Here is a 22251-nt window from a genome sequence, read left to right on the forward strand (position 1 = left end):
TCTTAGAACACCACACCCTGGCTACGCAGGTAGTCGTCATAGGTGCCGCTGAAGTCGATCACGCCGCTTGGGCTCAACTCGATGATGCGGGTGGCCAGGGACGATACGAACTCGCGGTCGTGGCTGACGAAGATCAGCGTGCCCGGGTAGTTCTCCAGCGCCAGGTTCAGCGCCTCGATGGATTCCATGTCCAAGTGGTTGGTCGGTTCGTCCATGATCAGCACGTTGGGCTTTTGCAGGATCAGCTTGCCGAACAGCATGCGACCTTGTTCACCACCGGAGATCACTTTGACCGACTTCTGGATTTCGTCGTTGGAGAACAACATGCGGCCCAGGGTGCCACGAATCATTTGCTCGCCTTGGGTCCACTGGCCCATCCAGTCGAACAGGCTCACGTCGTCTTCGAAGTCGTGGGCGTGGTCCTGGGCGTAGTAGCCCAGTTCGGCGGCATCGGTCCACTTGATGCTACCGGCGTCCGGGGTCAGTTCGTTGACCAGGGTACGCAGCAGGGTAGTCTTGCCGATACCGTTGGGGCCGATGATCGCCACGCGCTCGCCGGCTTCAACCTGGAAGCTGAAATCCTTGAACAGTGGCTTGCCGTCAAAACCTTTGGCCATCTTTTCGACCATGACCGCCTGGCGGTGCAACTTTTTGTTCTGCTCGAAACGGATGAACGGGCTCACACGGCTCGACGGCTTGACTTCGGCCAGCTGGATCTTGTCGATCGCCTTGGCACGGGAGGTCGCCTGCTTGGCTTTCGAGGCGTTGGCCGAGAAGCGGCTGACGAAGGATTGCAGTTCGGAGATCTGCGCTTTCTTCTTGGCGTTGTCCGACAGCAATTGCTCGCGGGACTGGGTCGCCACGGTCATGTACTCGTCGTAGTTGCCCGGGAACAGGCGCAGCTCGCCGTAGTCCAGGTCAGCCATGTGGGTGCACACGCTGTTCAGGAAGTGACGGTCGTGAGAGATGATGATCATCAGGCTGGAGCGCTGGGTCAGGATGTTTTCCAGCCAGCGGATGGTGTTGATGTCCAAGTGGTTGGTCGGTTCGTCGAGCAACAGCACTTCCGGGTCGGAGAACAGCGCCTGGGCCAGCAATACGCGCAGCTTCCAGCCTGGGGACACTTCGCTCATCGGGCCGAAATGCTGTTCCAGGGGAATACCCAGGCCCAGCAGCAGCTCGCCGGCGCGGGATTCGGCGGTGTAGCCGTCCATCTCGGCGAACTCGGTTTCCAGCTCGGCCACGGCCATGCCGTCTTCTTCGCTCATTTCCGGCAGCGAGTAGATGCGGTCGCGTTCGGCCTTGACCTTCCACAGCTCCTCGTGGCCCATGATCACGGTGTCGAGCACGGTGAATTCTTCGTAGGCGAACTGGTCCTGGCGCAGTTTACCCAAGCGCACATTCGGCTCCAGCATGACCTGGCCGCCGGACGGGTCGAGGTCGCCACCGAGGATTTTCATGAAGGTCGACTTGCCGCAACCGTTGGCACCGATCAGACCATAGCGGTTGCCGGCGCCGAACTTGACCGAGACGTTCTCGAAGAGCGGCTTGGCGCCGAACTGCATGGTGATGTTAGCTGTGGAGATCAATTACTTTACCTATCAATGGGTTGCGAGCGTGACGGCAGGTGCCTTCAGGCATGCGTCAACAGCGACATCAAGGCGCGAAACCCGGTCGCTGAACACAAAATTGGGGATGTGTGTTGGAATTTGGCGCGCATTGTCGCATATGTCAGGCGACAGTTGTATGGCGAGCGAAGGATGGTTTTGCCAATGTCTCAGGCATAGCCAGCCACAACAGCATCAAGGCAGCGGCTGCAACCGCTGCCAACGTCAGGAAGGCCGCGTTGTAGCCAGCCTGCTGCACCACGAAGCCGGCCAGGCTGTTGCTGAGTGCCGCGCCCAGGCCGAATACGGTGGAGAGGGCGCCCAAGCTGACGTTGAAGCGGCCGGTGCCTTGGGTCAGGTCTTTGACGATCACCGGGAACAGGGCGCCGAAAATGCCGGCGCCGATACCGTCGAGCATCTGCACGGCCACCAGCCAGTAGGGGTCGCTGGATAAGGTATAGAGCACGCCACGCAACGGCAGTATCAGGAAACCTGCAAGCAACAGCGGCTTGCGCCCCCAGATATCGGCCTTGAGCCCGACCAGCCAGGCCATCGGCACCATCACCAACTGTGCGGCGACAATGCAGGCTGACGTCAGCGGAGTGGCCATCTGCAGATTGATCTGCGCCAGTTTCTGGCTGACCAGCGGCAGCATCGCGGCATTGGCCAGGTGAAACAGTGCGCAGCAGATGGCAAACAGTAGCAGCGGTTGGTTGGCCAGCAATGCTTTCAGGCCCGAGGGCTGTTCGTGGTCGGTGTGATGGGCCGGATCAAAACCACGGGCGACCTCATGGTCAATCGCCTCGGCCGGCACGCAACTGACCGCAATGACACTGGCGACGGCCATAAACGCCATCAGGTAGAACACCACCACCGGCCCGAACAGGTAGGCCAGCCCGCCGGCCAGCAGCGCGGCCACGGCATTGCCGGCATGGTTGAAAGTCTCGTTGCGCCCGGTACGCCGGGTGAAGGCACGCGGCCCGGTGATCCCCAGCGAAATGGCGGAAATTGCCGGAGCAAAGACAGAGGCAGCTACGGCGCTGGCAGCTTGGGTCAGCGCCACCCAGCCAAATGAACTGACGAAGGGCAGCATCAGGCAACTGCCCGTCACCAATAGCGCGGCAATGGCAACCACCGCGCGTTTGCTGCGAGTGCGGTCGATCAGCGCACCCGCGGGGCCTTGGGTCAGCAAGGCAGCGATGCCTGCGAGGGTCATGACCACGCCAATGCTGGCCGGCTCCCATTGATGGACGGCCAACAGATAGATCGCCAGGTACGGTCCGAGACCGTCGCGCACATCGGCAAGAAAGAAGTTCAGGCTGTCCAGGGATAGAGCGATGCGCAGGTCTGAATGACGGGCCACGGTGCGACCTTCAAGAGCGGCGTTCAGGGGCTGAGCGCGCGTTGGGATAATGACCTGTTGGCTGGGCGATAAGTTTCGCGGTGGGCCAGGGTTTCCTCCTGCGCGCATTTAATTTACTTTCCGAAGCCCACTGGAATGAATTTCTGGAGAAGCAATGGACATGCCCTCAGCGCAAGAGGCGATCGCCAGCAATAGAAATGCCTGGGACGAATCCGCCGGGTTGCATAAAGACACCGCGACCTGGGCGGCACTGCTGGACTCGGTAGCCGAGCCTGATTTTTCCTGCCTGGACCCGACCATCACCACCTTGCTGCAAGAGGTAGGCGTGGTGGGCAAGGACGTGGTGCAATTGTGCTGCAACAACGGGCGCGAAAGCCTTTCGTTGTATGGCTTGGGCGCCCGTTCGGTGGTGGGGGTTGATCAATCCCGGGCGTTTCTTGAACAGGCGCGGGAGTTGGCCGAGGCCTCGCCACACAGCCCTGAGTTCATTGAGACCGATATCCACCATTTGCCCGAGCGTTTGCAGGCACGGTTCGATATTGCCCTGGTGACCATCGGCGTGCTGGGCTGGATGCCGGATGTGGCGTTGTTCATGCGCCAGGTTGCCAGTGTGCTGAAGCCCGGCGGTACGTTGGTCATGTACGAAACCCATCCCTTTCTTGAGATGTTTGACCCCTGTGGGGCCAACCCTATGCTGCCTGCCAGTTCTTACTTCCAGCGTGAACCCTTTGTGCTGCAGGAGGCAATTATCTATGAAGGGAAGGATGAGCGGCCCGGGCCGACCTCCTATTGGTATGTACATACCCTGGGCAATGTAGTCAGCGGGGCTATCGCAGCGCAGTTGCAGATCGCTCATTTGCAGGAATACCCGCATTCCAACCGGGAAGAGCTCTACGATCAATATGAGCATCAGGCCGCGCAACTGCCCCTGTGCTTTACCATGACAGCGATCAGGCGTAATGGCTAATCAAGGTTTGCGCACGCAAAAAAAAAAGGCCCGCGAGGAGAGGGCGGGCCAAGTGATTCACTGGAGTAGGTAGGCCTGACCTTATAGGTCGAAAAGTGAAGGCCTTGTGAAAATGCCGTGATCAAATCGGATAGCCACGTCTTATATGTTCACCTGTGGCGAGGGAGCTTGCTCCCGTAACGGCGTGCCAGCCACCGCCTATCTGCCTGACGCCCCGCGTTCCAACATGTGGGAGCTGGCTTGCCTGCGATAGCGGTGTATCAGTGACAGATTAGTTGACTGACCCACCGCTATCGCAGGCAAGCCAGCTCCCACATTTGATCAAGAGCGCCGTACGAAGGTGCGCATGGTTTGCCCTGGGCCAGTGCTGAATACAGTGGGCCTGGGCATGCCCTCATCCGCTGCGATAAATACGAAATCATCGCCGTCGAGCCGGTAACTGGCGGGGAGTTGCTTGCCTGCATCTTCGCCGATGGCGTCCGTCCAGGTGATGCTTTTGGGCGTGGTACTGGCGTCCAGCTCGAACCGACCCGCCAGCAATATTTCGCCACTGACCGTGGTCACTTCGAATCGATCCCCCGCAATTGTCGTCGTTGCTCCCGGCGCGCTGTGGGCATCCACGGGGTTGAGCACGCCACTGTCTTCAAGGGCTGTTTGTTCCCATTTGCCTTGCAGTGCGTGAAAGTCCGAGGCTGAAAGCGGTGACATGCAAACTCCTTATTGCTGTTCAAAAAAATGTTCAATTGTCTTGAGGCTGCCACTGTCCCACATGAAGGCGAAATTTTTTTCTTTATAAGACAGGTATTTGACAGCTTTTTCATGTTGGATTGACTACGCTTGCAGACAGATCAGTCTGACATGGCTGTGTGATTTGGCTTACTCACCGAAATGAAACCGAAATAATCCCTAAGTTTGTGGGATATTTCAGGGGACTGAGTGGTCACATCGCCATTGGTCTGCCGTATCCAGGGCGTTGTCCCTGATTTTTGAAGTCATTCAGACTTCTGAGAATGATGGCCTTTTAGTATTATTTTAAGGTGTTCTTATTTTGAATCGTACTTCCCCGCTTCCGCCTTCCGCAGCGTCTGATGAAATTGATTTATTTGAATTGTTTCACGCCATCTGGCGACAAAAAAAGCTGGTGGTCGGGTGTACGCTTCTGGCCGGGGTATTAGGCGCAGGTTATGCCTTCCTGGCACCCAAGACCTATGAGGTCAGCAGTGTGTTACGGCCTGCGGCTATCAACGAGCTGGACGCCTTGAACCGTTCGGAAGTGTATAAGTTGCCGCCTGCCGATGCGCTGCTCAAAGTGGGCGCGCAGTTGGATTCCTATGATGCGCGCCTGGGGTTCTTCAAGGATCATGAGGAGTTGTTCAAGGCGTTCAAGAAACCGGGGCAAACCCTTGAGCAGAGCTTTGAGGCGTTCAACCGCAATTCCGTCAATCTGATTCTGCCCGACCCCAAGAAATCCGATTCGTTGAGCAGTTATATCCGTCTGGAGTTGCAATACCCGACCGACGTCGATGGTGTTGCGATCCTCAACGGTTTTGTGGACTACGCCATCGCCGCCGAGCGTCAGCAGGTGGGTGCCGACCTGAAGGTTATCGTCAATAACCGCTTGAGCGAGCTCAAGGGCAAGATCGACGCCGCCCGCGCCAACTACGATACCGATAAAGAATCGAAAATCGCCAAGCTGTTGGAAGCGGACCGGCTCAAGCGTGCCCAACTGCAGGATGAACTCAGCGCCCTGCGCCTGCAGATGAAGATGGAACGCACCAACCGCCTCGCCGAGTTGGCCGAAGCTATCAGCATTGCCAAGTCCATGGGCATTCGTACACCAACAACGCCGTCCTCTATGGCCGACTCCACGCGCACGGGTTCGAGCCAGGTCATGCGGACCGAGGTGAACAACCAGAAGATCCCGCTGTATTTCATGGGGACCGAGGCGCTGGAAGCCGAGCGCGCTGCATTGCAGCAGCGTACCAGTGACGATTTCACCAACCCGCGCATTGCCGAGATCGGCAAAGACTTGCAACTGCTGGAAAGCAACCGCGAGGTTGAGGTGCTGCGCAAGCGGGGCAATGAAGACATCTTCTTGCAGGACGTCGAGCCGCTTCGCGCTGAAGTCGCCAGGTTGCGTGGTTTGAATATCGATATGAGCAACCTCAAGCTGGTGACGATTGACCGTCGAGCCCAGGAGCCTCTGTCACCGATAAAGCCGAAAAAGCCGCTGGTTATCGCGTTGAGCCTTGTCGGAGGTCTGCTGCTGGGCCTGATGATTGCGCTGATCCGCTACTTCGTTCGCAGCCGCACTCAGGCCGTGCCCTATACGGCATTAGGGGATCGCCGCGAGGGTAAAGATTCGCCGCTGTAACCCTTCAAACGCCCTCAAACAGGCAGGCTCAAGGGCCTGCCTGCTCCTATCCCCAGCACACTCAATAGACAGCTTTTCACAATTCTTAGTTAACCTTTGGTTACAAAGTGTGGCTAAATAACTGCCAATGGTGGCACGCAGGCGGTTATCCGCCGGCCGTGTCACCTGTATGTGAATTGTGATTTCAGGTGCTGCTTATCCATCCTCGGCCGTTGTGGGCCCGCAGGAGCAGCCTGTTCTCTCCCTGACGTGTGACGAATCCCTTGAAACTCATCATTGTTGCTCTCTACGTTGCTTCCATTGCGTATGTACACCTGCGTGGTCGGGTGCGACACAAGCTGGGTCGCCAGCTTAGTGATCACTCGACGTTCCTGGCGCCGATCAACTGTTTCCTGTACCTGTTCTCCAAGCAGCCCAGCCGTCCCTACCTCTCGCCCAGCGACTTTCCAGACCTGAGCCCATTGCAGGAGCACTGGGAAGAGATCCGCGAAGAAGGCCAGAATCTGATGCGAGCGGGGGAAATCAAGCGCTCGGAGCAATACAACGACGTAGGTTTCAACTCGTTCTTCAAGACCGGCTGGAAGCGTTTCTACCTCAAGTGGTACGGCGACAGTCACCCCTCGGCGATGAAGCTGTGCCCGCGTACCACCGAACTGGTGCAGAGCATCGGCTCGATCAAGGCGGCGATGTTCGCCGAACTGCCTCCGGGCTCCAAGCTGGTGCGTCACCGCGACCCGTATGCGGGCTCGTACCGCTATCACCTGGGGCTGGATACGCCTAACGATCCAGGCTGCTACATCAACGTGGACGGCGAAAGCTATTACTGGCGCGACGGCGAGCCGGTGATGTTCGACGAGACCTACATTCACTACGCGGAAAACACCACCCAACAGAACCGCATCATACTGTTCTGTGATATCGAACGGCCCATGAAGTACCGCTGGGCGGCTGCGTTCAATCGCTGGTTCAGCCGCAATGTGATGGCGGCCGCAGGTTCGCCCAACGATGAGGGTGACAAGACCGGCGGCCTCAACCGTGCCTTCACCCGGCTGTACAAGATTCGCCTGCGTGGCAAGGAGCTCAAAAAGCGCAACCGCACGCGCTACTACCTGGAAAAGTGGGCGATCTTTGCCGGTCTGGCGCTGATCTTCATTCTTATCTGACCTGGCTCAGGGCGCGGATCACCCAGGGGGTTGCGCGCCCAACTTGTCCCACATTTTTTTGCTGATCTTCTGCCGATTGGCATACCCCGCCCACGGGTCGTCCTTCAAGGCCTGCAACCGTTGGTGCAGGTTCGCCACTGTCCACTGTTGGGCGCCGCGCAATCCTTTCAACTCCTCTCGACTCACCGGCACCGACACTGGCAAGCCCGGGCGTGCCCGCACTGAATACGCAGCCACGGTACTGGCGCCGCGGGCGTTACGCAGGTAATCGATAAAGACCTTGCCCACGCGGTTCTTGGGGCCACTGGTGGCGGTAAAGCGTTCGGGCAGTTGGCGGGTCATGAATTGGGCAATGGCTTTGGCGAATGCCTTGACGGTGTCCCAGTTATCGCGCCGGGCCAATGGCACGATCAAGTGCAGGCCCTTGCCGCCGCTGGTTTTGACGAAAGCCTGCAAGCCCAGCTCATCAAGTACCGACAGAGTCAGTTGGGCCGCTTCCAGCATGGCTTTCCAGGGCAAGGCCGGGTCCGGATCGAGATCGAGCACGAACAGGTCGGGCGTTTCAATCTTGTCTGCGGGAGCGCCCCAGGTGTGAAACTCGACCGTACCCATTTGCACCGCGCCGACCAGGGCTTCCACGCTGTCTATTTCCATCAGGCGCGCATGGCCTGGATCCAGCGCCGGGTCCAATTGCTTGATGTGGGGGATTGCCATGCGCTCTGAGTGTTTCTGGAAGAACTGCTCACCTTCGATCCCTTCCGGCGCGCGCAGCAGGGACACGGCACGTGCGCGCAGAAAGGGCAGGATCCATTCGCTGATATCGGTGTAGAACTGTGCCAATTGCTGTTTTTGCGTGTCGCTGTGCTTGTCGATAATGCGCTCGGGGTGAGTGATTTTCACGTTCTTCACCGTTGCCTGCGCTTTATCGGCTTTCGATGCTTGCGGTGCCTTGACCGACTTGGCCGCGCGCGGCTGTTCATGAATGATCTGCGAGGCTGGCTTGTCGGTGCGCAGGCTCACAAACGCGGCCTGGCGCACCACGCCTTCACGGGTCCATTCGGCAAATTGCACTTCGCCTACCAGGCTCGGCTCAACCCAATGCACGCCGCGGGCCTGGGCACTGGTCAATGGCTTTTGCAGTGGCGAGTCCTTGCGCTCGAGCGGCGTGAGCTTGGCATAGATGGTTTTCAGCGCCGCCTGATCAAAGCCCGTGCCCACGCGCCCGGCATATACCAGGCCGGTGTCATCGTTGACCGCCAGCAGCAGCGCCCCAAAGCCGCTGCGCGAACCTTGGGGGCGGGTGTAGCCGACAATCACGAACTCCTGGCGCAGGCGGCATTTGAGCTTGATCCAGTCGGCACTGCGCCGCGACACGTAGGGGCTGCCGGCGCGCTTGCCGATCACGCCTTCGAGCGCCAGGTCACAGGCGCTCTCGAAAATATCGCGCTGGCTGGCGGCAAAGGCTTCGGAGAATCGCAGCAGTTTGCTTCGGCTGGCGGACAGTGCGGATTTAAGCGCAGCCCGACGCTCTTCGACCGGGTCTTCGCGCTGGTCGCGGCCATTCAAAAAGGGTGCATCGAACAGGTAATAGACGATGTCCAGGCTGCGGCCGATATCGAATGCGTTTTGCAGCGCCTGGAAATCCGGCAGCCCGTCGCCATTGAGGCTGACCACTTCGCCATCCAGCCAACTGTCTTTGAGCTTGAGCGCTTGCAAGGCTTTGCACTGACGCGGCAGGCGCTCGGTCCAGTCGTGGCCGTTGCGGGTGAACAGGCGCACTTCACCGTCGCGAATGCGCGCCATGATGCGGTAGCCGTCGAACTTGATTTCGTAGCGCCAATCACCCTCGGGGGCGCGGTCGACCAAGGTTGCCAGTTGGGGGGCAAACTCGTCAGGCAGCGCAGCGTTGCGCTTGGGCGCTTTGGCTTTTGGCGCGGCCTTGGGTTTGGCCTTGGCCTTGGCTTTTGGCTTGCCCACGACCGCGTCGCTGAGCACGCTGGCGGGCTCGGCCTCGACAATATCGAACTCAGAGGCCGGGCGCGCCTGCTGATCGTTTTCCTTGATCAACAGCCACTGCTCCTTGTCACCGCTGCCCTTGAGGCGGGTACGTACCAGCGCCCAGTCACCGGAGAGTTTCTCACCCACCAGGGTGAATTTGAGTTTACCCGCCGCGTAGGCTTTGCGCGGGTCATCGTGGGGTTGCCAGATGCCTCGGTCCCACACGATTACATCCCCCGCACCGTATTGGCCGGTGGGGATACTGCCCTCGAAACTGCCATAGCTCAGTGGGTGGTCTTCAACATGCACCGCCAGGCGTTTCTGGCTCGGGTCCAGGCTTGGGCCCTTGGGCACCGCCCAGCTCAACAGCACGCCATCCAGTTCCAGGCGAAAGTCGTAATGCAGGTTGCGCGCATCATGCTTTTGAATCACAAAGCTCAGGGCCGAAGCGTTACGTTTGCTGGCGGGTGAGCTGCCTGCGGGTTCGGCGGTGATCTTGAAATCGCGCTTGCGGTTGTACTCGCTCAGGGGCTTTGCCATGTCGTTCTCCCGTCAATGGCAGGCTCAAGAGGCCTTGTTATTGGACTTTTTCGCGGCGCTCTTTTTCGCCGCAGGTTTACCCGCCAGGCTGCGTTTGAGCAGTTCCGTCAGGTCGATGACATCCGCGGATTTTCGCTCTTCGCCGCCTTCGGCCGTTTCCACATCTTCGATCTTGCCGGCCTTGGCCTTCTTCGCCACCAGCGCCCTGATCTTGTCCTGGAAGCTGTCACGGTATTCATCGGGCTGCCAATCGGCGCTCATGTCTTCCACCAGGCGCTTGGCCATGTCCAATTCACCTTTGGCCAGGGTCGGCTTTGTCACATCGCTGCCCAATTCCAACTCATCCAGGCTGCGCACTTCGGCGGGCCAGCGCAGCATGACCAGCACCAGCGCCGACTCCAGCGGCATCAACGCAGCCAGATGCTGCTTGGTGTGCAGCACCACATTGGCCAGGGCGACCTTGCCGGTTTTTTTCAGCGTTTCGCGCAGCAGTGCATAGACCTTGCCGCCGCGTTTATCCGGGGCGAGAAAGTAAGGCGTGTCGATGTTTTGCAGGGGGATCTGGTCGCTGGCGACGAAGGCGATGATTTCGATGGTCTGGGTGGACTTGGGGTGGGCCGAGCGAATTTCGTCTTCGCTGAGCACCACATAGCGTCCTTTTTCAAAGGCCACGCCCTTGACGATATTGTCTTTGGTGACTTCCTTGCCGGTGGTTTTGTTGATGCGCTTATAGCCCACCGGGTCCATGCTGCGCTTGTCCAGCCAGTCGAAGTCGACGCCTTGTGAAGAGGTCGCCGAGACCAGCGATACCGGGATGTGAACCAAGCCGAAACTGATGGCGCCTTTCCAGATTGCCCGTGGCATAGGTGTTATTCCTCAACGAAGAGCCTGTGTGCTGGTGACTCGCAGAGCACGGCAAAAGTTTCGGCGGATAGATGCTCGGACAGATCGTGTTACACCTGATGAGAAACTATTTAGTGTCACAACGCGAACCCACGGCGTAGCGTGTTATCGAAAGCACGTAGTACTTGGCATAGAGAGGTTTGGCCATGAACCGTTGTGTACGTCATCTTTCAGCATTGGCGCTGGGCCTGGCCCTTGCGCCATTGGCCCAGGCGCAAAATCTGCCAGGGCGTAGCGACTACGGCCCTATTCACCGGGCCAACCCCAATAGCATGCAGGGCACCCAGCCCAATGCACCGGCGGTTCGCAGTATCCAGCCTGTCCCGGCAAACCCGCGGCCGACGCTGGAAAACGGCGGCATCGGCAACCGCTACCACAAGCAGGAGGCGGCCCCCAGCCGACCAGCCACCGCACCCAAAGCGCCCACCTATGATGCCAACGGCAATCGCCGCTAAGGATTTCGCCTTATGTTTGTACGTAAAACCCTGCTAGCCGCCCTGTGCGCCAGCGCGTTACTGCCGTTGAGCGCGGCGTATGCCGCTGATAGCCAACAGTTCCCCAGCGAGCAAGGCAGCATCACCGCCACGCCGGTTGCCAAGGGCCTTGACCATCCGTGGGCACTGGCGTTTTTGCCGGACCAGCAAGGTTTCCTGGTGACCGAACTGCCTGGAAACCTGCGTTTTGTGAGCCCGGACGGCAAGCTGTCTGCGCCCTTGAAGGGCGTGCCGCAGGTATGGGCCAAAGGGCAGGGTGGGTTGCTGGATGTGGTGCTGTCGCCAGACTTCAAGCAAGACCGCCTGGTTTACCTGTCGTACGCCGAAGGCGGTGGCGAGGGCGGCAAGGCCGGTACAGCCGTAGGGCGCGGGCGTTTGGCGGCCGACTTGAGCGGCTTGGAAGACTTCAAGGTGATACTGCGCCAGGAGCCCAAGCTGTCTACTGGCAACCACTTCGGCTCGCGCCTGGCCTTCGACCGTGATGGCTACCTGTTCGTGACTCTCGGGGAGAACAACGACCGCCCCACGGCCCAGGACCTGGACAAGCTGCAAGGTAAAGTGGTGCGCATCTACCCGGATGGGCGCGTGCCGGACGACAACCCCTTTGTCGGTCAACCCGGCGTGCGTCCGGAAATCTGGTCCTACGGGCAGCGTAACCCTCAGGGGCTGGCCCTGAACCCCTGGAGCGGCACGATCTGGGAACATGAACACGGGCCCCGTGGCGGCGACGAAGTCAATATCATCGAGCGCGGCAAGAACTACGGTTGGCCGTTGGCAACCCATGGCATCAACTATTCCCTGCTGCCGATTCCGGAAGCCAAGGGCAAAACGGCAGAGGGCACAGTGGCGCCCCATCATGTCTGGGAGAAGTCGCCGGGCATCAGTGGCATGGCGTTCTACGACGCCGACCGATTCAAGGCATGGCAGCACAACCTGTTTATCGGCGCGCTGGCCAGCCAAGAGCTGATTCGGTTGCAGTTCGAGGGGGACAAGGTGATCCACGAAGAACGCTTGTTGGGCGAATTGAAAGCGCGAATTCGCGATGTGCGGCAGGGGCCGGATGGCTTTCTGTATGTGCTGACCGATGAGGATGACGGCGTGTTGTATCGGGTTGGGCTGAATCAGGACTAGAAATGTGGGGGCTGTAGCAGACGCTGATCCAATTGATGCCCTGCGATCCAAGTGTGGGAGCTGGCTTGCCTGCGAAGGCGGTGTGTCAGGCGCTGAATCTGTTACTGCACCACCGCTTTCTTAGGCAAGCCAGCTCCCACATTGGATCTCATTCGGTCTGCAGAGTCGGGGTTATAGCCCCAGCTCTGACAGGCCGGGATGCTCATCCGGGCGCCGCCCCAGCGGCCAATGGAACTTGCGCTCGCTCTCTTTGATCGGCATATCGTTGATGCAGGCAAAGCGGTTGGCCATCAAGCCGTTCTCGTCGAACTCCCAGTTCTCATTGCCGTACGAGCGAAACCAGTTACCCGAATCATCGTGCCATTCATAGGCATAGCGCACGGCGATGCGGTTATCGGTGAAGGCCCACAATTCCTTGATCAGTCGATAATCCAGCTCCTTGGCCCATTTGCGGCTCAGGAACTGCTTGGCTTCTTCGCGGTTATGGGCAAATTCGGCGCGGTTACGCCAGTTCGTATCCAGGGTGTAGGCCAGAGACACGCGTTGTGGGTCGCGGGAGTTCCAGCCGTCTTCCGCCAGGCGGACTTTTTCGATGGCCGAATCGCGGGTAAACGGCGGCAGGGGTGGACGGACGTCTTCTTGGGCTGACATGGGCGGCTCCTCAAAGTAATTAAGGTTGGGTCGAAAGTTGCCTGGTCTGTGAGTTCAAAGTTGCAGTAAGGTCCGCGCCATGCATTGCGCATTATCGGCAGCTGTTGAATCACCCATGACCAGGGCGACGGTAATGGCACCATCGATCAGGATCAGCAGTTGCGCGGCCTGCTGCTCCGGGTCGGGAGTGCCATGTGCTTGGCACAGTTCGAGTGCGTACTCGAACAGTTTGCGTTTATGGGCCTTGGCCAACAGGCGCACCGGGTCCTGGGCGTCGCCGGTTTCACCGCTGGTGTTGATAAAGGCGCAGCCGCGAAAGTCCGCCGAGCCGAACCAGCGCTTGAGCGCGCTGAACAGCTCCAGCAGGCGCTGGCCGCTGTCGTCGCTGTGTTCCACTTCGCTGCGCAGCCACTGCATCCAGCGCTCGTCGCGGCGTTGAAGGGCAGCAATCACCAACTCATCCTTGTTGGCGAAGTAGCGGTAGATACTCTTTCTCGACACCCCGGCGGTTTTCACCAGTAAGTCCATGCCGGTGGCAGCAATGCCGTGGCGATAGATCAATTTTTCGGTGACGTCGAGGATGATGTCGCGGGTTTCATTCTGAGTAATATCGTTCATGTTTCGCACAGTAGAACGATCGTTCTTCATGGTCAACCGGTTTTTTGAATTGCCCACTGCGAGACCTGAGCAGCCTCATGGTGTAAGCTTTGGGCCTCTTCGGATTCGACCCATTGCGAGCCCTATGCCGTCGTTCTTCAAACGCTCCCTGTTGCCCAAGCTGCGCGGTTTCCCGTTGTCCAACGAGGCCATTGAAGTGCTGCCCAGCGCCGACGCCTACCGTCGCTGCTTGTTGGAGAAAATCGCCCAGGCCACGCGGCGTATCTACATCGTTGCCTTGTACTTGCAGCAGGATGAGGCGGGGCAGGAAATCTACGACGCGCTGCATGCCGCCAAGGCCGCACGGCCCGAACTGGACATCGTGGTGATGGTTGATTGGCTGCGCGCCCAGCGCGGGTTGATCGGCGCGGGCAAGCAACCGGGCAACAGCGCCTGGTACCGGGCGATGACCCAGCGCCACGCCACCGAAGTACCGGTGTACGGCGTGCCGGTGCAAACCCGCGAGCTGTTCGGCGTGTTGCACCTCAAGGGTTTCGTGATCGATGACAGCGTGCTGTACAGCGGCGCCAGCCTGAACAATGTGTACCTGCACAAGTTCGATAAATACCGCTTCGACCGTTACCATCTGATCCATAGCCAACCCCTGGCCGATTCGATGCAGCACCTGGTGGAACACGGCCTGGTGGCGTCCAAGGCCGTGCATCGCCTGGACCTGCCGAACCCGCCCACCACTCGCAGCCTGCGCAACGATATCGGCGACCTGCGCAGCCGTCTCAAGCATGCGGCCTACGACACTACGGCCGGGCAGTTGCCCAACGGTCATCTGTCGGTCAGCCCATTGCTGGGCGTCGGCAAGAACAACCCGTTGAGCCGGGTGATCCTCGAATTGATCGCCAGCGCCCAGCAGCAGCTGACTATTTGCACGCCGTATTTCAACCTCCCATTGCCGGTGACCCGTGAGATCAACCGCGCTCTGGCACGCGGTGTAAAGATCGACATCGTGGTGGGCGACAAGACCGCCAACGATTTCTACATTCCGCCCACCGAACCTTTCAAGGTGATTGCGGCGTTGCCGTACCTGTACGAGATCAGCTTGCGACGCTTTGCCAAGCGGCATCAGCCGATGATCAACAGCGGCCAGTTGAACCTGCACTTATGGCGCGACGGCGATAACACCTACCATCTAAAGGGCATGTGGGTGGATGAGCGCTACACCTTGCTCACCGGCAACAACCTCAACCCTCGGGCGTTTCGCCTCGATTTGGAAAACGGCTTGCTGATCGATGATCCACAAGGGCAGTGGCTAGCGCCGCGGCGTACAGAGTTGGCCCAGATCTTCCAGCACGTAACCCGTATCGAGGGCTACCAACAGTTGCAAACGCTGGTGGATTATCCACCCGCGGTGGGCAAGTTCCTGCGCCGGGTCAGTCGAGTGCGCATCGAGCGGTTGCTGTACCGTATTCTGTAGGACTGTTTTCACCGCCTTAGGAGTTTACCTACTCGCATAGCTTGTGTTGGTTGCTACGTTGTTTCTCGACGGTTCTTAGGGACGAGAACTCTGCCCTTGATTGGTTCAGAGGAAACAGACATGTCGAGTATCAGCCCTAGTCGCGACACCCTTGCGTTTACGCCGCCGCTACATTCTGTGAGCCCGGCGGCAAACGCCTTCCCCGACCCCGTTGTTCGCAGCAAGCGCGAAGCAGCCTCAAATCCTGCTGTAGATAGTCCCCGACGATGGACGCTGCAACCTGTGCCCTTGGCGTCGAGCGAGGGTGATCACCGCCTGCGTAACGAGCTGGCGACATCAGCCACGCGCCACGCGTGGGATTCCCTCGTCCAGATCCCCACCGACAGCACTTTCTACGCAGGCTTTGCCGCTTTGCGCAGTGCGTTCAATACTGATGAAGTCAAGGCGTGGATTATGAGCAAAGGCATGGCCCTGGACACCGTGGTGGTAAAACCGGATTCGATCACAGGGCTGGTCTTAAGCGGTCGCGTGGGAACGCGAAAGACGTTCACTCTGAACGACGATTCTGGCTGGTGGCAGGTCGGGGCCCGATTGCGCGCCGCTGCCACGGCGCTGGATAGGGCGGGTAATGGGGTGGCTTATGTGCCGGAACAGTCCGACCGGTTTTCTCGCAATGCTGTCTTGCAGTGGCATGACATCACCCCGCCAACGAATGCCGATGAGTTGGCGTTGGTGCGTGGACAACTGTTGGCGGAGGAATGGTCCGGTTGGTCAACCGAGACAAAAGGCCGGCTGCAGGGCAGCAGCCTTGCGGCAAGAAAAACCATCGACCGGCTGGACGAGCGTCAATACCTGGCAGGTTGTCTGGCTGATCTGGTTCGCAATCGACCCGACGACGAAGAGGTGTCGCTGGCCGATGCGCAGACGCCGATCGGCGCCACGTCGGTGCTTGCCACAGACGGTGCCGACAAGGCTGCCGTGCGTGATGTACTGATTTCTCACGGCTTCCTCGTACCCAAGACCGCGAAGGAAGTGCGCAATGTCATTCGCTGGTTGCAAGCTGCGGTGGCGCCTGCCCCCGCGCTGGGTAATTACGCGCAATTGCTTGCACGACCATGGGTACCGGGCATGTTGTCTGAAAATGACAAACGCTTGATAGCGCAACTCTTGAGCGACGATGCCATCGGTCGCAGCGAACCGAGTCTATTGCGCGCCTTGGATTTTCAAGGCGTACTCGATGAGCACACCCCGCAGGAGGTGCGTGCCAACGCCGACAAGATACTGGAGCGGATACTTGACCAACCGTTAGCTCTGGAATGGGGCAAGGCCGCTGCTCGCAGTCTGTATTTTCAGGGCACGTCCGGTACTTATGACTTATCAACCCTCGAAGCCAAGCAGTGGGAACTCACGGCGGTTCTGCTGCAGATCGACCCCGAGATGCCTCGGCGCCCTGGAAACGTTGCCGGTTATGACATCTATCAGCCCGCCAACAGTGGACGGACGATGGCATCGGTACGCGCTGAAATCGAGACCCAACTGGCTCAGAACACCTTGCTCGATCCAAAGACGGTACCGCTGGCCGCGCATCTGTTGTTGGCCAGTAGCGCGCCCGAGTTTCTGGTCCGGGATATCCCTTCCACGATGCGGATAGGCTCGGTGGAATGGGCCGACTTTCGCCTGGGGGTCACGTTTGCCGAGCGTCAAGGTGGGCCTGGTTGCTCGCGGCGCATGAGCTACACCGAAATTATGGGGCTCAGCCGGCTGAGCACCAGTACGCCGGGCGAAGCGGCGGTATTGGATAATTATGGGATCGACGTGTTACTCGATTGGGGCTTGATGCGCGGGCTTTATGAAAAGCCAGTGGATGGCCGCTACACACAGCAGCACCATCTGCAGGCCATCACGGCTTTCAATGAGGAGTGCGAGCAACTCGTTTATGCGTTGGAGCAGTTCAACCTGCCGCTGCCTATACGAGAAGACTCGGCGATCAGGAACTTGCAGACAGTATTTCCAGGCCTGAGCGCGGAACAGTTGAAAGCCATGCGGGTATACATCGCAGACCCGGATGAACGCCGCAACATGAAGCTGTCCGAGCCGAGAACGCGTACGCTGATCGAGACGTACATGACCGGCGACCTTACAAGGGACCGGTGGATGCTGCTGGCGCCCGGGGAGCAGCCGCCACAACCAGCCCGGCGCACCTCTCCATTTGTCATTCCGCGGCTGAGCGCATCCGACCAGGCAGCCGTTGATGCCAACGTGCAAGCGTTGAACGCCAGGATCGCCCATTTACCGGATGTGCAGGCCCAGTTGCCCGGTGAAGTCGATGCCTACCTGGAAAAACTCAAGCAGGGTTTGAGCATCGCCACAAGACGCATGATCGCCCAACTGCCGTTGGCTGATCGCCAAGCCTTGGAGTGGGGGGACGTGGACCTGTTTGCCTTGCGTGAGGCAACCGATAGCGTGCCTGAGATAGATGTAACACCGGAGCAGGTGGAGGAGCGCAGAGGGCGAAAGGGCACGCTGATACGCTGCAATTACAACGGGGTAATCAGCTACTTCGAGGTGTTCCCGGACAAGCTGTTGATCGTCAAGCGCGAAGACCTGCCGCGTGATTTGGCCCTCGGAGGGACCTTTCAAACGGTGCCGAAGACGTATGGGCCATGGGCGGTGTCAGAGCTCCCCGTGCGGCTGGGCGCGGTGGAACCATTTGATTTTGCCGCTTACAGCTCCAATGCCGTGCCCAGGCCCGGTGTGACCTCGCCAGGTGTCATTATTGATAAGCTGGGCGAGACCCTGCACGCTACGCCGGTCTCTGTACAGGGCGAGGCATCCAACCAGGTGCCTAACAGTTTTTCGTCGCCCCGCACCCAGTCAATTGTCGATCGGATCATGCAGGGCAATTTTATCCATCATCGTGCCAGCGTGCTGAAGGTCGCGCATGGCATGTTGCCGCTGGAACAAAAGCGCGAAATATTGCGACGCAACGACAGTATTTTGTTGAGCATGATCCCGTTTGTCGGGGCCGTCATTGACCTGACCAAAGGCAACATCGTTGAAGGGATGCGCGGGCTGATCATCGACACCGCCGGGGCATTCGCAGGTGGGGCATTTGGAACCTTGAAACCGCTCGTCAAGTCCACAAAAGCTGTGGCTCCCTTCGGCGTCAAGGCGTTTCGCGTACTGGAAAAGGGGGTTGAGGTGGTCAGTGGCTTCTTGAACCCACTGGATGGCGCGGCAGATTTGATGGCCGCTGGAGGGAAAGGGCTCGTCGCGCTGCCTAAAGCGTTAGGCAGGGCATCGAACCCCTCAGTGCTTTTAAAGCTTGGCGTGGTGGAAGAAAAACTGCGCACTTGCCTGGGTGTATCAAACCAGTTGCAGGCGCCGCACAATGTCCAGGAGCAGGCGGTTCAGCCTGGTGCTCATAACGGACACAATCATTCGATACCGGTGTACGCGGTACAGACCGATGGACGTTGGTACGCGACCCATCCAAAGACCGGGTTGCCGACCGGCACGCCGCTGGATGGGTTTGAAGCACTGCCAGCATGACGACCTGAAACACTTCAGGCAGCGCCCTCGCCGTGACGTACGGGGGGCGCTTTCGATCAGTTGAGTCCCAACTTCCCACGCAAAGTGGACAAATCTTCCGCCAGTGTATTGACCGGGCCCACTAAAGCCTTACGGTCGTTTTCCTTGACTTTGTCGTAGGTCTCGAAGCCGCCATCCGAGGTCTTGTATTTGGCCAGGATCTTGTCCACGGCGGCGAAGTTTTTATCGACCTTGGCCAAAAATGCCTTGTCTTGGTGGTCGATCTGGCCACGGAACAGGTCGACGATTTTCTTTGCACCGTCGATGTTGCCTTGGAAGTCGTACAGGTCGGTATGGCTGTAACGGTCTTCCTCACCGGAAATCTTGGTGGCGGCGACTTCCTCAAGCAGCGCTGCGGCGCCGCCGACGACTTTTTCCGGCGGGAAGGTCAGGCCGTCAACCCGGGTTTTCAGGTCCAGCACGTCCTTGTTGAGTTTATCGGCCAGGGCGGCGAGGCCCTGGGTGGTGTTCTCGGAGAACAGGCTGTACTCGATGCGGTGGAAGCCGGTGAAGTCTTCGGCCTTGACGCCTTTCTCGTGATCGTCGACGCGTGAGTCGATGGACGCGTCGAGGTCGCTGAACAGCTCGGCGATCGGCTCGATGGACTCATAGTGCACGCGAGTCGGCGCGTAGAGCTTCTTGGCGGTGGCCAGGTCGCCTTTATTGATGGCGTCAGTAAACGCCTGAGTCTGGGTGACCAGCTCAGCGATTTCTTCGGTGACGTAGATTTTGTAATCCGACACCGGGCCCACCAGGTCCAACGGCGCAGTAGCGGCGAAGCTTGCCAGTGGCGAAAGGCTGAGTAACAACAACGCGATAGACGACTTCTTCATGGGATGCATTCCGCTGTGGGGTGTTTTAGGTCTTGGCAGGGGGGTGAGGGTGCGTTGCGGCGAGCAGCGTGCGTCCGATGAAATCCTTGGGCCCGGTGACACCCGGCAAGGTAAAGAAATACCCGCCACCCACTGGCTTGAGGTACTCCTCCAGCGGTTCGCCGTTGAGCCGGGTTTGCACGCTGATAAAGCCTTTCTCCAGGTCAGCCTGGTAGCAGATGAACAACAAGCCCATGTCCAGTTGACCGTTTTTGTTGACGCCGTTGGAGTAGTTGAACGGCCGCCGCAGGATCAGGTTGGCCTGGGTCTGCGGGGTGCGCGGGTTGGCCAGGCGGATGTGAGCATCAAGCTTGGTCAACTTGCCTTGCGGGTCCTTGCGGTAGTCCGGGACCTGGGTTTCGTGCTGGCCGTCCATGGGCGCGCCCGTGGGTTTGATACGGCCGATGATGCTTTCCTGTTCTTGCAGCGGGGTGCGATCCCAGCGCTCGACAAAGTTACGGATGATGCGCACGGCCTGGTAACTGCCATGGGCGGCCCAGGCCGGCTCGTCGCTGGTGGGCTGTACCCAGACGATCTGGTCCATGGCCTTGTCATCGTTGGAGTTGGGGTTGGCCGAGCCATCGCGAAAGCCCAGGAAGTTGCGCGCACTCTGTGCCGGTTCGCCGGGCTTGGCCGGTGCCTGGGGCGGCACGCTGCCTTCTTGCTTCCAGCGCACCAGCAGCAGGTCGGGCAGGTTTTTGACGATGTCGCGCAGCGCGTGGATATTGGTGTCCGGCGTGTTGGAGCTGAACTGCAGGCTCAGGTCGCCGTGACACTGCGCCGGTTCCAGTGCATCGTTGGGAAAGCCGACCATGCGACTCAGGCGCTTGGGCTTGGCGGCGGCAAGGCCGAAGCGTTCGTCGAACAACGACTCACCGACCGATACTGTAATGGTCAGGTTATCCGGTGTGACCACAGGGCCAAGGATGCCGGAATCGGTGGGCGGCAATTTCGGGTCGACCTGGGGCACGGTGCCGCCGGTCATCAGAAATGCGATGCGCTCGTTGAGGGTGCGGAACAGACGTTCCAGGTCTTGGCGGTCGCTGGCCAGTACATCGAACGCCACGACCATGCCGCAGGCCGGGCGCGGGGTGACGATGCCGCTTTGGTGCTTGCCGAAAAACGCCTGGTGGTCCTGGGTCTTGTCACTGCGCGGTGCGGTGGTGACTTGCTCAGCCGCTGCCGCCATCGCCGGGCAGGTCAGGCTGCTGCCGGCAATCGCAGCGCCGGTGGCGGCCATGCCCAACAGGACGCGGCGACGTTGGAGGTCAAACTGTTCTGTATCACTCATGTATGCGGTCGTCTTCACTGCAGGCCGGAAAGGCCAAGGGCGGGGTCGATTCCATCGAGTGCAACGGCCAGTGCCTTGGCCTTGTCGCCGATCTGCTTGCGCTGATCGGCTGTAACCTTGTCGTAGCTGGGGTAGCGGTCATTCACCTTGAGCCCGTCGAGTTCGCTGTCGAAGGCGTTGAGCGCGCTGTCGATAGCGGGCAACAGGTCGGCGGCGGACTTGACCAGCAACGGGCGCATCAGGTCGACCACCTTGCGCGCGACCTGCAGATTGGCGGCAAAGCCGTTCAAGTCGATGTGGCTGTAGCGTTCCTCTTCACCGCTCGCCGCCCGCACGTCCGCCAGGCTGTTGAGGTTGCGGACCACGATGCTCACCAGTTGCTCCGGGGGCAGGGACTGGGCCAGTAATTGCTGCTTGAGCGTGGTGACGTCGGTAACCAGGCGTTGGGCGACCGGCGCGAGGCCATCAAGGCTGTGTTGCTGGAACAGGCTGTATTCGAGGCGGTGGAAGCCGCTGAAGGCGGGGTCCTGCTCGCGCTGTTCAAAATAATCGGCGCGGGCATTGATCGCGTTATCCAATTCGGCCAGACGCTGAGACGCCGGCGCCAGGCGCTGATACGCCTCGCGCGCCGGTACATACAGCGCCTGGGCCTGGGCCAGGTCGCCGGCGGCGATGGCCTGTTGCAGGATCGTTACGGCCTTGACCAGCGCACCGCCTTGGCTGCTCAGGTACACGCGAAACTCCGACAACGGGCCGATAAAGGCCACCATCGACGGCTTGGCCTTGGCCTGGGCGTCAGACTCTGCCGTGGGCGTGACATGCAAGGTGCCGCGAGGGTTGCTCAGCAGGCCACAGGTAATGGCGTAGTCGCCGGGCAGCAGGTTGGCGTTGATCACTTGGCTCAGGCCTGGGGCGATGTTTTCCCGCTCTTCGACCACCAGCACGCCGTCGAGGATTTCCCACTCCACCGCGCGGTCGGAGCGGTTGATGATGCGAAAGCTGGCATGTCCTGCTGGTACCGTCAGGGCGTTGGGTTCGCAGGCGTGGCCGTGGATGGTCACCGCGATTTCATTGTGGTTGGTCTGGCGCTTGCCGGCGGCCAATTGCGAGGCGTAGTAGAACAGGCCTCCGGCGGCGATCATCACCACCACCGAGCCGGCCACGCCCCAGCGCAGGGCGCGGGACGGCGGGGCCGATTGAGGGGTTGGGTTGGACAAGAG

General features: G+C 59.6%; 17 protein-coding genes. 7 read left to right on the top strand and 10 right to left on the bottom strand.

Features of this window, described 5'->3' with window-relative positions; all coding sequences use genetic code 11:
- Positions 1–2: 2 nt before the first annotated feature.
- Together GIV26_RS16355 and GIV26_RS16360 are read right to left on the bottom strand one after the other, a co-directional pair.
- Entirely contained in the window at positions 3–1589 is a 1587-nt protein-coding gene (locus GIV26_RS16355; protein WP_003191057.1) for an ABC-F family ATPase, read from the bottom strand.
- 142 nt (positions 1590–1731) lie between these two features.
- Positions 1732–2970, bottom strand: coding sequence for an MFS transporter (locus GIV26_RS16360; RefSeq protein WP_034127348.1), 1239 nt, complete (start codon positions 2968–2970; stop codon positions 1732–1734).
- A gap of 154 nt (positions 2971–3124) precedes the next feature.
- Between GIV26_RS16360 and GIV26_RS16365 the strand changes: the two genes are divergently transcribed.
- Positions 3125–3937 carry a class I SAM-dependent methyltransferase gene (locus tag GIV26_RS16365; protein WP_236281514.1) on the top strand — a complete coding sequence of 271 codons (813 nt, stop codon included), beginning with the start codon at positions 3125–3127 and terminating at the stop codon, positions 3935–3937.
- Positions 3938–4258: 321 nt separating this feature from the next.
- Here GIV26_RS16365 and GIV26_RS16370 read toward each other — a convergent pair whose 3' ends face one another.
- Positions 4259–4645 (bottom strand): TIGR03067 domain-containing protein, encoded by a 387-nt coding sequence (locus GIV26_RS16370; protein ID WP_236281516.1) that lies wholly within the window; start codon positions 4643–4645, stop codon positions 4259–4261.
- A 340-nt stretch (positions 4646–4985) separates the two neighbouring features.
- Here GIV26_RS16370 and GIV26_RS16375 point away from each other — a divergent pair, with 340 nt between their 5' ends.
- Positions 4986–6311 (top strand): Wzz/FepE/Etk N-terminal domain-containing protein, encoded by a 1326-nt coding sequence (locus tag GIV26_RS16375; protein WP_054895931.1) that lies wholly within the window; start codon positions 4986–4988, stop codon positions 6309–6311.
- Positions 6312–6574: 263 nt separating this feature from the next.
- On the top strand, positions 6575–7474 hold the full coding sequence (lpxO, locus tag GIV26_RS16380) for a lipid A hydroxylase LpxO (protein ID WP_014718362.1): 900 nt from the start codon (positions 6575–6577) through the stop codon (positions 7472–7474).
- Between the two features lie 18 nt (positions 7475–7492).
- Here lpxO and ligD read toward each other — a convergent pair whose 3' ends face one another.
- Both ligD and ku read right to left on the bottom strand, forming a co-directional pair.
- Entirely contained in the window at positions 7493–10012 is a 2520-nt protein-coding gene (gene ligD, locus GIV26_RS16385; RefSeq protein ID WP_236281518.1) for a DNA ligase D, read from the bottom strand.
- Positions 10013–10036: 24 nt separating this feature from the next.
- Positions 10037–10876 (bottom strand): non-homologous end joining protein Ku, encoded by an 840-nt coding sequence (gene ku, locus GIV26_RS16390; protein ID WP_205548102.1) that lies wholly within the window; start codon positions 10874–10876, stop codon positions 10037–10039.
- A gap of 185 nt (positions 10877–11061) precedes the next feature.
- Between ku and GIV26_RS16395 the strand changes: the two genes are divergently transcribed.
- Positions 11062–11370: a hypothetical protein gene (locus tag GIV26_RS16395; RefSeq protein WP_236281520.1), complete on the top strand. Its 309-nt coding sequence runs from the start codon at positions 11062–11064 to the stop codon at positions 11368–11370.
- A 12-nt stretch (positions 11371–11382) separates the two neighbouring features.
- Positions 11383–12540, top strand: coding sequence for a PQQ-dependent sugar dehydrogenase (locus tag GIV26_RS16400; RefSeq protein WP_223023400.1), 1158 nt, complete (start codon positions 11383–11385; stop codon positions 12538–12540).
- Positions 12541–12711: 171 nt separating this feature from the next.
- On the opposite strand, the gene GIV26_RS16405 is transcribed toward GIV26_RS16400, so the two are convergent.
- The gene (locus GIV26_RS16405) at positions 12712–13191 is read right to left on the bottom strand and encodes a nuclear transport factor 2 family protein (RefSeq protein WP_236281522.1); all 480 of its coding nucleotides are present in this window, start codon (positions 13189–13191) and stop codon (positions 12712–12714) included.
- Positions 13192–13245: 54 nt separating this feature from the next.
- Positions 13246–13809, bottom strand: a complete 564-nt coding sequence (locus GIV26_RS16410) for a TetR/AcrR family transcriptional regulator (protein ID WP_054921956.1) — start codon at positions 13807–13809, stop codon at positions 13246–13248.
- Positions 13810–13933: 124 nt separating this feature from the next.
- On the opposite strand from GIV26_RS16410, the gene pssA reads away from it, so the two are divergent.
- Together pssA and GIV26_RS16420 are read left to right on the top strand one after the other, a co-directional pair.
- A complete protein-coding gene (gene pssA, locus GIV26_RS16415) occupies positions 13934–15277 on the top strand; it encodes a CDP-diacylglycerol--serine O-phosphatidyltransferase (protein ID WP_236281524.1) in 1344 nt (447 codons plus the stop codon).
- A 120-nt stretch (positions 15278–15397) separates the two neighbouring features.
- Positions 15398–18829: a hypothetical protein gene (locus GIV26_RS16420; RefSeq protein ID WP_236281525.1), complete on the top strand. Its 3432-nt coding sequence runs from the start codon at positions 15398–15400 to the stop codon at positions 18827–18829.
- A gap of 56 nt (positions 18830–18885) precedes the next feature.
- On the opposite strand, the gene efeO (GIV26_RS16425) is transcribed toward GIV26_RS16420, so the two are convergent.
- The 3 genes from efeO (GIV26_RS16425) to efeO (GIV26_RS16435) are packed head-to-tail and all read right to left on the bottom strand — an operon-like array spanning position 18886 to position 22248.
- Positions 18886–19701, bottom strand: coding sequence for an iron uptake system protein EfeO (gene efeO, locus GIV26_RS16425; RefSeq protein WP_034127360.1), 816 nt, complete (start codon positions 19699–19701; stop codon positions 18886–18888).
- Positions 19702–19726: 25 nt separating this feature from the next.
- Positions 19727–21031: an iron uptake transporter deferrochelatase/peroxidase subunit gene (efeB, locus tag GIV26_RS16430; protein WP_034127406.1), complete on the bottom strand. Its 1305-nt coding sequence runs from the start codon at positions 21029–21031 to the stop codon at positions 19727–19729.
- A gap of 14 nt (positions 21032–21045) precedes the next feature.
- Positions 21046–22248 (bottom strand): iron uptake system protein EfeO, encoded by a 1203-nt coding sequence (gene efeO, locus GIV26_RS16435; RefSeq protein ID WP_236281527.1) that lies wholly within the window; start codon positions 22246–22248, stop codon positions 21046–21048.
- Positions 22249–22251: the final 3 nt, after the last annotated feature.

Origin of the sequence: Pseudomonas sp. PA-1-3F (genome assembly GCF_021609665.1) — a bacterium.
In the GTDB taxonomy this organism is placed as follows: domain Bacteria; phylum Pseudomonadota; class Gammaproteobacteria; order Pseudomonadales; family Pseudomonadaceae; genus Aquipseudomonas; species Aquipseudomonas paracarnis.